This window comes from Pseudomonas vlassakiae (assembly GCF_014269035.2).
Taxonomy (GTDB): Bacteria; Pseudomonadota; Gammaproteobacteria; order Pseudomonadales; family Pseudomonadaceae; genus Aquipseudomonas; species Aquipseudomonas vlassakiae.
Genome location: NZ_JABWRP020000014.1, coordinates 164,228 through 176,634, shown reverse-complemented (window position 1 = coordinate 176,634; position 12,407 = coordinate 164,228). Strand labels below are relative to the sequence as shown.

Annotated in this window: 8 protein-coding genes; 4 read left to right on the top strand and 4 right to left on the bottom strand. The window is 64.4% G+C overall.

The window, feature by feature from the left end; all coding sequences use genetic code 11:
- The first annotated feature begins 81 nt into the window (after positions 1-81).
- The 3 genes from HU738_RS18580 to yiaY all read left to right on the top strand — a co-directional run bounded on the left by HU738_RS18580 (position 82) and on the right by yiaY (position 3,486).
- The gene (locus HU738_RS18580) at positions 82-513 is read left to right on the top strand and encodes a PACE efflux transporter (protein ID WP_186602997.1); all 432 of its coding nucleotides are present in this window, start codon (positions 82-84) and stop codon (positions 511-513) included.
- A 183-nt stretch (positions 514-696) separates the two neighbouring features.
- Entirely contained in the window at positions 697-2,259 is a 1,563-nt protein-coding gene (gene ilvA / locus HU738_RS18575) for a threonine ammonia-lyase, biosynthetic (RefSeq protein WP_186602998.1), read from the top strand.
- A gap of 78 nt (positions 2,260-2,337) precedes the next feature.
- Positions 2,338-3,486: an L-threonine dehydrogenase gene (gene yiaY, locus HU738_RS18570; protein WP_176509601.1), complete on the top strand. Its 1,149-nt coding sequence runs from the start codon at positions 2,338-2,340 to the stop codon at positions 3,484-3,486.
- Between the two features lie 103 nt (positions 3,487-3,589).
- On the opposite strand, the gene HU738_RS18565 is transcribed toward yiaY, so the two are convergent.
- From HU738_RS18565 to HU738_RS18555, 3 genes are all read right to left on the bottom strand, one after another.
- Positions 3,590-4,777 (bottom strand): DUF8534 domain-containing protein, encoded by a 1,188-nt coding sequence (locus tag HU738_RS18565; RefSeq protein ID WP_186602999.1) that lies wholly within the window; start codon positions 4,775-4,777, stop codon positions 3,590-3,592.
- Positions 4,778-4,840: 63 nt separating this feature from the next.
- On the bottom strand, positions 4,841-5,308 hold the full coding sequence (locus HU738_RS18560; RefSeq protein ID WP_186603000.1) for a VOC family protein: 468 nt from the start codon (positions 5,306-5,308) through the stop codon (positions 4,841-4,843).
- 111 nt (positions 5,309-5,419) lie between these two features.
- The gene (locus HU738_RS18555) at positions 5,420-7,039 is read right to left on the bottom strand and encodes an NADP-dependent glyceraldehyde-3-phosphate dehydrogenase (protein WP_186603001.1); all 1,620 of its coding nucleotides are present in this window, start codon (positions 7,037-7,039) and stop codon (positions 5,420-5,422) included.
- 138 nt (positions 7,040-7,177) lie between these two features.
- Between HU738_RS18555 and HU738_RS18550 the strand changes: the two genes are divergently transcribed.
- Positions 7,178-8,779: a putative bifunctional diguanylate cyclase/phosphodiesterase gene (locus tag HU738_RS18550; protein WP_186603002.1), complete on the top strand. Its 1,602-nt coding sequence runs from the start codon at positions 7,178-7,180 to the stop codon at positions 8,777-8,779.
- A 12-nt stretch (positions 8,780-8,791) separates the two neighbouring features.
- Here HU738_RS18550 and HU738_RS18545 read toward each other — a convergent pair whose 3' ends face one another.
- Positions 8,792-12,397 (bottom strand): dermonecrotic toxin domain-containing protein, encoded by a 3,606-nt coding sequence (locus HU738_RS18545; protein WP_186603003.1) that lies wholly within the window; start codon positions 12,395-12,397, stop codon positions 8,792-8,794.
- Positions 12,398-12,407 lie beyond the last annotated feature (10 nt).

Here is a 12,407-nt window from a genome sequence, read left to right as displayed (position 1 = left end):
AGGCAAGCACCTGTCAGACCACCCTTTTTCTTCAGGCATTCATCTTGTACTTTGATAGGTCGTCTTTCCAAGGAGCTACACATGCAAGGCAAGGCTCGCAAGATCGTCCAGGCCATTCTCTACGAAGCCATCGCCGTGGCGTGCGTGGCGCCAGCGCTGGAGCTGGCGTTCGAGGCCGGGATGGCCCAGTCGACGGTGCTGTCTGTGCTGATGTCGGGCATCGCCATGAGCTGGAACATGGCCTACAACTGGGCCTTCGAGCGCTGGGAAGCACGCCAGCGCAAGCGCGAGCGCACGCTGCTGCGCCGGGGGCTGCACGCGCTGGGCTTCGAGGGCGGGCTGGTGCTGATCCTGCTGCCATTGGTGGCGTACTGGCTGGACGTCAGCCTGTGGGCGGCGTTCCTGACCAACCTCGCCCTGTTCGTGTTCTTCTTCGTCTATGCCTTCGTGTTCCAGTGGGGCTTCGACAAGGTCTTCGACGTGCCGCTTTCGGCGCAGCAAGCAAAGTGTTGACTTGGCCAAGCCAGGCGGGATAACGTCCTGCTCCATGAACACCTTCCCGCACGTGAACGCCATTATTATTACCGCCATTATCAGCTTGGCGGGCTAGCGCGTACGTGCACCGAACCCGCCCTGGAGGCGGGTTTCTTCTCTCTGACTCCTGGGCACACCAAAAAAGCCAAGGAGCCGCAACCGATGACCAGCCTCAACGTCAGCCCTCGTACCCCGACCACCGCGCAACAATTGCTGTCGGAACAGGTGCGCCGCATTCTGTCCGCGCCGGTCTACGACCTGGCCATCGAGACGCCCTTGCAAGCCGCCCCTGCGTTGTCTGCCAGCCTCGGCAACCAGGTGCTGCTCAAGCGTGAAGACCTGCAGCCGACCTTTTCCTTCAAGATCCGCGGTGCCTATACCCGGCTGTCGCGCCTGAACGCGGCCCAGCGCCAACGCGGCGTGATCACCGCCTCGGCAGGCAACCATGCCCAGGGCGTGGCCTTGGCCGCGGCGCACCTGGGCATGCAGGCGACCATCGTCATGCCCACCACCACGCCATCGCTGAAGGTAGAAGGGGTGCGCTCGCGGGGTGGCCACGTGGTGCTGCACGGCGAGAGCTTCCCCCATGCCCTGGCCCACGCGCTGAAACTGGCCGACAGCGACGGGGCGACCTTCGTGCCGCCGTTCGACGACCTGGACGTGATCGCTGGCCAAGGCACCGTGGGCATGGAGATCCTGCGCCAGCAGCCGGGGGCGCTGGACGCGATCTTCGTGCCGGTTGGCGGCGGCGGGCTGATCGCGGGCATTGCTGCCTACGTCAAGTACCTGCGCCCCGAGGTCAAGGTGATCGGTGTCGAACCGGAAGACTCCAACTGCCTGCAAGCTGCCATGGCGGCAGGCGAGCGGGTGATCCTGCCGCAGGTCGGCACCTTTGCCGATGGCGTGGCGGTGGCGCAGATCGGCGCCCATTGCTTCGAGCTGTGCCGGCATTTTGTCGACGACGTGGTGACCGTCAGCAGCGATGAGCTGTGCGCCGCGATCAAGGACATCTACGACGATACCCGCTCGATCACCGAGCCCTCGGGTGCCCTGGCCGTGGCCGGGATCAAGAAGTACGTGGCCCGCGAGGGCGTGCAGGGGCAGACCCTGGTGGCCATCGACTCCGGCGCCAATGTCAACTTCGACCGCCTGCGCCACGTGGCCGAGCGGGCCGAATTGGGCGAGCAGCGTGAGGCGATCATCGCCGTGACCATCCCCGAACAGCCGGGCAGTTTCCGGGCGTTCTGCCAGGCCCTGGGCAAGCGGCAGATCACCGAATTCAACTACCGCTACTACCCCGGCAAGGAAGCGCGGCTGTTCGTGGGCGTGCAGACCCACCCCGTGCACGACCCGCGCGAGCAGCTGCTGGCCAGCTTGCGCGGGCAGGGCTACCGCGTGCTCGACCTGACCGACAACGAGCTGGCCAAGCTGCACGTGCGCCACACCGTGGGTGGGCATGCTGCGCCGGGGGCGGACGAGCGGGTGCTGCGCTTCGAATTCCCCGAGCGGCCAGGCGCGCTGCTGGGCTTCCTGGAGCGGCTGGGCAAGCGCTGGAACATCAGCCTGTTCCACTACCGCAACCACGGCGCGGCCGAAGCGCGGGTGTTCGCGGCGCTGGAGGTGCCGGCCGACGAGCAACCCAGCCTGCCCCAGGTGCTGGACGAGATGGGCTACCGCTACTGGGACGAGACCGCTAATCCGGCGTACCAGCTGTTCCTTGGCTAATGTTGCGCTGGATCAATATCCGCTGCATTGAACCGGCGGATTCTCACGGGTAGACAGACCCACCAGGAGGAACCGGTCATGAGCAGCACCTTTTTCATCCCGCCCGTCAACATCATGGGCATCGACTGCCTCGACGAGGCCATGGCCGCAATTGCCGGATATGGCTTGCGCAAGGCGCTGATCGTTACCGACCAGGGCTTGGCCAAGGCCGGCGTCGCCGCGCGAATCGGGCGCATGCTGGCCTTGCGGGATATCGACTCGGTGGTGTTCGACGGCGCCAAGCCCAACCCCAGCATCGCCAACGTCGAGGCGGGCCTTGCCGTGTTGCAGCGTGAGCGCTGCGACTGCGTGGTGTCGCTGGGGGGTGGCTCGCCCCATGACTGCGCCAAGGGCATTGCCCTGTGCGCCACCAACGGTGGACATATCAGTGACTATGAGGGCGTCGACCGCTCGCGCAAGCCGCAACTGCCGCTGATCGCCATCAACACCACGGCCGGCACGGCCAGTGAAATGACCCGGTTCTGCATCATCACCGACGAGGCGCGGCACGTGAAAATGGCCATCGTCGACCGTAACGTCACGCCGATCCTGTCGGTCAACGACCCGTCATTGATGGTTGCCATGCCCAAGGGGTTGACGGCGGCCACCGGCATGGATGCGTTGACCCATGCCATCGAGGCCTACGTGTCGACGGCGGCTACACCGATCACCGACGCCTGTGCCCTCAAGGCAATCAGCCTGATCAGCGAAAACCTGCGCCAGGCCGTCAACGATGGCAACGACCTGCAGGCGCGGGAGAACATGGCCTATGCGCAGTTCCTCGCCGGCATGGCGTTCAACAATGCCTCGCTGGGCTATGTGCATGCCATGGCGCACCAGCTGGGCGGTTACTACGACTTGCCCCACGGTGTGTGCAATGCCGTGTTGTTGCCGCATGTGCAGCGTTTCAATGCCAAGGTCAGTGCTGCGCGCCTGCGTGATGTGGCCAAGGCCATGGGCATCAAGGTGTGTGGGCTGGATGCGGAGCAGGGCGCGGGGGCGGCGATTTCCGCCATCGAGCACCTGGCTGCGGCTGTGGGCATTCCGGCGGGGCTGGCGGAGCTGGGGGCCAAGCTTGAGGATATCGGCATTCTGGCGCAGAACGCCCTGAAGGATGCCTGTGGCCTGACCAACCCGCGGTCGGCCAGCCAGGATGAGATCGAGGGGATTTTCCGGGCTGCGTTCTGATAGATGACGATGCGTGGCTGCACCGGCCTTTTCGCGGCTGAAGCCGCTCCTGCAGGGATAGCGCCAGCTTCATGTCCGGCGCAGTCCCTGTGCGACCCGGTCTTCAGCGCTCACGCATGAAGAACCCGGCCACATACTTGCGAAAGGTCTCCAGGCTCTTGAAGTCGGCATAGCGCTTGAAGTTTTCGGCATCGGGCTCTGGCCCGATCGGCTGCTCCAGCAACGATACCGACAGCACCCGGTCCTGATCCGAGGTCAGCACCAGCTCATCCATCACCTGCCCGCCGATCACCGGCCGGCGCATCTGCACCTTCACCCCTTTGCTGGCCATCCAGTCGATCAGCGACACCAGCGCCTTGAGCGGCTCGCGTTCTTCGTCGCGATACACCGGGAACAGGTGCGCACGCGACAGCACCGGCACGCTGGCCACATGGATCAGTTCATAGAAGTGACTGCCTGCGGTGGTCGGTGAGTACAGGGCCAGCGCCAGCAACGGGCCAGACGCCCGGTTGCCGCCCCAATACAAATGGTGGCCCTGGAAGTCGAAACCGTCCTCACTGCGGTTGTTGAACAGTTTGCGCCCTTTGATCTGGTCGACGCAGTCCAGCAGCAGGCCATGGCGACGGTGGTTGCCGAACACCGTGGCTTCGCGCAGGCGGGACTTGAGCATCATCATGTGCTTCATGTCCAGGCGGGTTTCCAGGTAGTTGCTGGCTGGCACCCGTTCGAGCAACGGGTAACGGCTGGCGACACTGCGCAGCTCGGCGAACTGGCCGGTCAGGTCTTTCTTCAGGTGTGTGGCGTAGAGGTTGAGGCCGCTGGTCTCGATCCAGGTCAGCAGCAGTGACAACAGGCGCTGTTGTTCGCGGCGCTCATTACCGTCAACAGCGCCAGCAGCGCTGTCGCTGGCGCTGCGGTAGTCACCGATCAGGCGCAGCGGGGTGTCAGGTGCCAGCCAGGCGGCGGGCACCGTTGGCGCCTCTTCACGCTCGCTGGCTTCGCGTTCGTCCTTGGTGAACGGGCAGCCGGGCGCATGCTCGGCGGTGCCCGGGTTGTTTTTCAGGAACAGCGTGCCGGTGCTGCCATTGAGGGTGACATTGAGCACCGGCAAGGCATCCTTGCGGCAGTCGCAGGCCAGCCACTGGTTGGCACTGCGCACCTTCATCAGCAGCTGGTTGGCCTGCAGCAGCCGTGGCCCGGCCAGGCTGCCGGTGGCGAAACCGACCAGCAGTTCCTCTTCGGCCGGGGTCAGGCTGCGCACCTGCGCGGCGGTTTTGTCGATGATTCGCATGAAGCAGCTCCAAGCTACGAGCCTCAAGCTTCAAGCAAACGCGCCGTGCTTTCAACTCGTCGCTCAGTTGCCGCTGAACATCTTCGCGGCGCGGGCGCGGATTTCGTCGGGGGTCAGGTCTTCCTTGTGGGTGGAGACGAACCAGATATTGCCGAACGGGTCTTTCAGGGTACCGCTGCGATCGCCGTAGAACTGGTCCGTCACTGGGTGCAATGCGGTGCCGCCGGCCGCCAGGGCCTGGGCATAGACCTTGTCACAGTCCTCGACGTACAGGTGCAGGCCGACGCCGGCGCCGGCGAGTTTCTGGCTGGCGGTCAGGCCGCCCTCGCGGTCGCAAGGGTCGCCGAGCATCAGCGAGGAGTCACCGATGCGCAGTTCGGCATGGCCGACGGTGCCGCCCGGGCCTTCCAGGCGGAACATTTCGGTGGCGCCAAAGGCCTGTTTGTAGAACTCGATGGCCTTGGCGGCGTTGTTGATGGCCAGGTACGGGGTGATGCTGTGCTGGCCTTCGGGAATCGGTTTGGCTGCCATGTGCGACGCTCCTTTGCATGGGGCGCCGATGGGCGCCCTGATGCATTAGAGTCGTCTGCGCACAGCCAGAATCGACAACCTGGCTAGATCGATTCTCTATAAGCGCGCCTGTCAGAAGATGTAGTCGGTAGTCAGGAAGCTCGACTGGCGGTTACGGATGATCTCGCTGATCAGCGCCTTGTTGGCTTCCTGGAAGCGGGTCGCGACCAGGGTGCGGATGGAGAACACGCGCAAGGCATCGTGCACCGACAGGGTACCTTCGGCGCTGTTCTTGCGGCCGTTGAACGGGTAGGTGTCCGGGCCGCGCTGGCACTGGGCATTGAGGTTGATGCGGCCGACCTGGTTGGCGAAGATATCGACCAGGCTGCCGATGGTGGCCGGGTCGTTGCCGAACAGGCTCAGCTGCTGGCCGTAGTCGGAGTCGAGCACGTAGTCGATCACGGTCTGCAGGTCGCGATAAGGCACCACCGGTACCAGCGGGCCGAACTGCTCCTCGTGGTAGACGCGCATGTCGCGGTTGACCGGGTAGAGCAGGGCGGGGTAGAAGAACGAACCGCGGCTCTGCCCGCCACCTTCGTTGAGTACTTGCGCACCCTTGGCCTGGGCGTCGGCCACCAGCTGGTCGAGGTAGTCGACCTTGCCCGGCTCCGGCAGTGGTGTCAGCGCGACGCCCGGCTCCCAGGGCATGCCGGGTTTGAGCGCGGCGAGCTTGCGCTGGAACTTGTCGAGGAAGGGTTCGACCACATCCTCGTGCACGAACAGGATCTTCAACGCCGTGCAGCGTTGGCCATTGAACGACAGGGCGCCGGTCACGGCCTCTTCCACGGCATTGTCCAGGTCCACCTGGGGCAGGACGATGCCCGGGTTCTTCGCATCCAGGCCCAGGGCCGCACGCAGCCGGTGCGGGCGAGGGTGCAGTTTCTTGAGGTCGCTGGCGGCTTTGTGGGTGCCGATGAAGGCGAATACATCGACCTTGCCACTGGCCATCAGCGCGCTGACCGTTTCGCGGCCACGGCCATAGATGACATTGATCACACCCGGTGGGAAGCTGTCGCGGAACGCTTCGAGCAGCGGGCGGATCAGCAGCACGCCGAACTTGGCCGGCTTGAACACCACCGTGTTGCCCATGATCAGGGCCGGGATCAGCGTGGTGAAGGTTTCATTGAGCGGGTAGTTGTAGGGGCCCATGCACAGCGCCACGCCCAAGGGTGCACGGCGGATCTGGCCAAGGGTGCCTTGTTCCAGCTCGAAGCGACTGGAGCGGCGGTCGAGGTCCTTGAGGGCGTTGATGGTGTCGACGATGTAGTCGCAGGTGCGGTCGAATTCCTTTTCCGAGTCCTTGAGGTTCTTGCCGATTTCCCACATCAGCAGCTTGACCACGGCGGTGCGCTGCTCACGCATGCGCGCGAGGAAGGTTTCCACGTGCTGGATACGTTCGGCAACGCGCATGTTCGGCCAGGCGCCACGGCCTTTGTCGTAGGCATTTACCGCCGCGTCCAGGGCGGTGAGGGCGGTGTCGGCATCCAGCAGGGGCGCGCTGCCGAGCACGACCTGGCGCTCGCCATCCGCTTGCTTCAGCCAGACCGGGCTGCGGACCGTGGCCAGCGGCCCGTCCCAGCGCCGGAGTTCACCGTTCACCAGATAGTCGCGTTGTTCCAGTGGTGCTTCCAGGCGCCAGTGTTCAGGAATGTCTTCGGCGGTCGGAAACAGCGAATCGAGCAGATGTTCCATGGGTACTGCACCTCACGTGTCTGGGCGGGTGAAACGCTTCAGCTTCGAGCATGCACCCTGGGCAAGAAAAACACCAGTCTGGCTCAATTTCGCCGACACCGCGCCGATACAGGGGCAATCGCTCACGCCTGCAGGCTTATGACCCCGTCCAATTCCCCGATGACCTACGAACAGAAACCGACCACCGGCACGCTGCGACGGGCCCTCTGCCGCTTGTTGCCGGTGGGCGTTTCCCTGGCCGGTATCGGCGTGTCCATGGCCCTTGGGCACGTGGATATCCAGCGCCAGCAAAACCACCAGGACGCAAGCCTGTTCTACTCGCCGTTGTTCTGGTTCGCCTTGACCTGCAGCGGCCTGCTAAGCCTGTTCATCGCGCAGATCAACCGCAAGCAGCGCCAGTTGCGCCAGCGTAACCGCGAGCTGCAGCGCTCGCAGGCGCAGCTGGAACGCCTGGCGCATTACGACACCATCACCGGTTTGCCCAACCGGGTGCTGTTCCAGCAACAGCTCGCCGAGGCCACTGCCGAAGGCCATGGGCTGGCTGTGCTGCTACTGGATATCGACGGGTTCAAGCAGGTCAACGATAGCCTGGGCCACGCCATGGGTGACCTGCTGTTGCAGCAGGCGACTGCGCGCTTCTTGCAGGAGCTCGACACCAGCGACCGGGTATGCCGGCTGGGCGGCGATGAATTCGTGTTCATGCTGCAGGGCACCCAGGGACAGGTCAGCCACCAGCTGCGCGAGTTGCTGCGCTGCCTGCAGCGGCCGTTCGACCTCAATGGCAACGCCGCGCTGGTGACCGGCAGCATCGGCCTGGCCTGGTGCCCGCAACATGGCGAAGACGTCGGCAGCCTGCTGCGCCATGCCGACACGGCCATGTATGCGGCCAAGGAGGGTGGGCGCAACGCCTGGCGCCCCTATCACCCGGACATGACCGCGCGGCTGCACCAGCGCCTGGAACTGGAGCGCAACTTGCGCCGGGCCTTACAGGAAAACGAGTTCGAACTGTGGTACCAGCCGAAGGTCGACCTGTTCAGTGGCCAGCTGGAAGGTGTCGAAGCCTTGCTGCGTTGGCGTGATCCGGATCACGGGCTGATTCCGCCCGGCGAGTTCATCCCGCTGGCCGAACGTACCGGCCTGATCATTCCCTTGGGCGAGCGGGTACTCGATCTTGCCTGTGCACAGATGGCCGCCTGGCGCGCCGCCGATTGCCTGCCGGGCCCGCTCGCGATCAACGTGGCAGCGCTGCAGATCGAGCGCAGCGACTATGTCTCAAGCCTGGCCATTGCCCTGGAACGTCACGGGCTGGCACCTAATCTGCTGGAAGTGGAAATCACCGAGAGCCTGCTGATGGAAAGCCAGCAACAGGCCTGTGCGGCGCTGGCCCAGTTGCAGGCGATGGGCGTGGCCACGGCGGTGGACGACTTCGGTACCGGATATTCGTCGCTGGCCTACCTGCGCGCCTTGCCCATCGACCACCTGAAGATCGACCGGGCGTTCATCAAGGACTTGCCGGATGACGACGATGCGGTGGCCATTGCCCGGGCGATCATCGACCTGGGGCATGCCCTGGGCTATCGCATCACGGCCGAGGGGATCGAGACCCAGCAGCAGTATGACTTTTTGCGCAATGCCGGGTGTGACCAAGGCCAGGGCTATCTGCTGGGGCGGCCGATGCCAGCCGCCGAGTTGCAGAAGTGGATCGCGCACAATCCACTCAGGGCGCGAATGCCGCGTTAGGGGCCGGGCACTTTACAGTGCCAGATCGAACAGTTCATGAGCCGGGCGTTGCAGTGCCTGCTGGCGTAGCGGCAGGTTCTGGTCGATCACGGCCAGGCGCCGCCAGAACTCTGCGTGGGCGCGTCTTGGGTGTGATGTGAAAGGTTCAAGGTCGAGCAGCGGCCTGAGGTCTCGTCGATATTGCAGCGGTAGACGTTGCCAAAGTGCCTGTTCAGCGGGGCCAGTGTTTTGGAAAAAATCATCATAGTCGCTGTCATCTACCAACAGATCGACATCATGCGCTGCGTTGTAGGCCTCGATTTCGTCGAGCATGCGTGGGCTGAGCCATTGGCTTTCAAGGCGCATCGCCCGGGCGACCGGCTGTGGCACCTGAAAGTCGGCAGGCAGCTGTTGCAGCTGGTTGCCGGCCAGGTCGATGGTCACCGGCGTGCTGGTGATGCTGCCCAGCCCGTGCGGCAATTCGGTCAGTGCACAGTTGTCGAGGAACACTGTGAACAGGCGAGGCAGCAGGCTCAGGTCGGGCGCGCGTAGCAAAGGGTTGCCCCCCAAGTCCAGCACGCCCAGGTGGGTGAATTGGTCGAGCGTCTGCTGGGCACTGTCATCCCAGGTGATGCGATTGTGGTCGAGGTCCAGCCATGCCAGCGCCTGGGGGTTGGCCAGGCGAGGCAAGTGATTGAAGTGGCAATGGCTCAGGAGCAAGCGCTTGAGCCTGGGGAAGCGTTCGTAGAACTCGGCGGGTAATTGGCTCAGGTTGCGATTGCCTTTGAGCGACACGTGTTCGATGTGGGCGAAATCGTCAGGCAGGGCCAGGCTGCCCAGGTCGCGGTCTTCCAGGTCAAGGCGTGAAAGGTCCAGGCTGTAAACCACGACGTTCTGGCCCAGTGGCAGGCGGGACAGGCGTCGCCAGGCATTGATGATGGGAGCGATGGCCTCCTGACGACGGTGCGGGTATTGCGGGTCGGGGCGTGCCCATTCGCCGAGGTCTCGGCGCAGGGCCTCCAGGCGGTGCTCGAGGTTACGCATCTCCTGCGTCGGGGAGCGCCCTTGGCGCTGCCAGTCGTCCATGGCACGGACGTAATCCTGATCGGTCGCCGTGGGGTAGAGCCGGCGATAGCGGGTTGCCAGCGGTGCTTGCAGATAGGGGCCATCGGGGACTGCTTCGCGACCACCTTGTAGCCCTGCGCGGCCAATCCGACGCCGCGCGCCCGTGCCCCAGAGGCGCTGAAGCAGTTCGCTGCGACGGGGCTCGGTCCAGGCCAGCACACGCTGACGCAGGGTGTTGCCATCTGTGGTCGAGAGACCCAGCGTCTTGCGCCAGGCATTGGGCAGTGCCTGTTCGATGGCCCGGCACAGGTCCTGATCCCGGGACGCCGGGGCAGGGCGTTCGCCCAGGTCGGGCTCATAACCCTCGGTGGACTTGATGACGCGGCAGACCCTGCTGGCCCGGCTGCTGCCACAGCTCTCGAGCAGCGGGCCCTGCGGGCTGCCGGCGCGCAGCTCGAGGCGCAGGTCCGCAGGCCATTCAGGCAGGGCGTCGAGGCTGCTGAACAGCAGCCGTTCACTGTCGGTTGTACCTTGCCAGGGGATTACCAGTTCTTCCAGCGCGCGTACCAGGGGCCATTCATGATGACGCGACAGACGCGCTTGCGCGGCTTCGCCCGTGAGCGGTTCGACCGGTGTGCGCGTGGCAATGCGTTTCAGGGTGTCGAGCAGCAGCGCTGGTGCAGGCTTGCCTTCAAGGTGCACCTGACGCAAGCGGGCTGCGTCGACACCGCAGATGCGCCCAGCCAGCTCCAGTTGCTCCGGGGTAAAGGCCGCATACGCTTCGCCTAGACGCTTTGCCAGCACTGTGAATGGCCACTGCAATGGCTGTTCATGGGCAGCGCGCCATGCGCCCTGGCCGTTGTGTTCCAGTGGCGGTTGATAAGCGTCGGGTGCGTCGGGACGAACGATCCGCCACTGCTGGATATCGGGATCGAAACGGTGTTGGTAGAGCTGGCCATCCATGCGCAGGTAGTGGCTGCCCTCATGCAGGTACTGGCCTTGCGCATTGGCCTGCAACCCTTCTGGAAGTGCCTGGGTACTGCGGTAGGGCTTCAGGTCCGGCTGCCATAGACGATAGCGGCCATCGCTGCTGCGAACTTCCTGGAGCTTTTCCAGCAACGGGCTTTTGAACAATTTCGGCACAAGGTGGCCTGCGGTTGCCAGGCCGCCGATCAGGGCCAGGTTCAGGCCGACGGCTTCGAGATGCTGCGGGGCCAGGTGGCGGTCTCCCTCAAGCCAGGTCTCATAGCCTTCGTAGGCTTCACCCAGTAACTGGCAAGCGGTGACGGCCAGCATCAGCGTACCGATAGCGGGGATGAAGAAACCGGCCACGTTGAGCAGGTCCAGGCCCAGGTTCTCCCACTGCTCAAGGCGTTTGGCGCGGGCCTGAGCGTCAGCCGCGGCGGTGGGCACCGCAAGGCGTTCGGCTTCCCTTTCAAGGCGGGCCAGGTGCAGGTCTTGATAAAAGCCGAAGGGGTCGCCGCTGATGGCTGGGAAGGTGGGATGCAGGTCGGCCGGGCTGGCGTCGTCGAGGTTCTGCTGCAGCAAGTCGAGAAAGCGCGACTGGTCGGCCTGGTTCAGATAGGCCTGGAAGCGTTGACGGATTTCTGGCTTGCGCAGCAGGGGCCCCAGCACCTGATTGATGACGTCCAGGCCGGAGCAGGTGTGCAGGGCAGGGGTATGGCCGGGCAGGTAGAGCAGCCAGCCGGCATCGCCGACATCGATCAGCATTACCTCGTGCAGCACAATGCCGAACAGGGCCAGTTGCCGGCATGGCACTGCGCCGTTACGCAACAACAGGTCAATACGATCGCGCGCGCTGCCGCTCAGCTCATGACGCATGTAGCTCAGGTCTGCGGCCAGGCGCAAGCGGTCCTGTTGCACTGCGATGGCCTGAGCGCGCGCGGGCGACGAGGCGAGGTGCTGCTGCAGATGGCTCTGGTAGGCGCCACCCAGGTCGAGCTGGCGGCAGGTGGTTGCAAAGGCCTCGGGCGTGAGCGCAAGGCGTTCTACCTGATACTGTTCCGATGCCAGCGCGATCTGCGCGGGTGGTGTCTGTGGGCCAGTCACGACCTTGCCGTGAACCTTGACAGGCGTCACCTGGATATTGTCACTGAGGGCGATAGCGCTTTGCTGGGTGAACGTCTCGTCGTCTGCAAAGTTCTGCAAGGCAGCCTGGAGCAAAGGGTCACGGCGATGGCGATACAGGTAGCGCAACACGCTCCAATTCCAGGTGCGCTCGACGCGCAGTAGCTCGCTGCCGCGCAGCGGTGCCCTGAAATCGAGCTCGGCCAGGCGTGCCTGCAGGAGCGGTTCGGCAAACTCGGTGATCTGCTGCAGGCCCTTGAGCGAACGTGCCAGCTTGGCTTGCGAGTGCAGCAGGCGAGTATGGCTGGCCTGCACGGCCTCTTGCAGGTCAGGCGCGGCGTTGTTGTACCAGTCCTGGTCAAATGCATCGAGGCGTTGGCTCTGGCGTAAGGCCTGCCAGTGCCGGGAGGGGATGTGACGGGCCCAGGTGGGAAGTTGCGTTGCGATCAGTTCTTCATGCGGCGAAGCGGTAGCTTGGCGGGTCATAGGGAGGCTC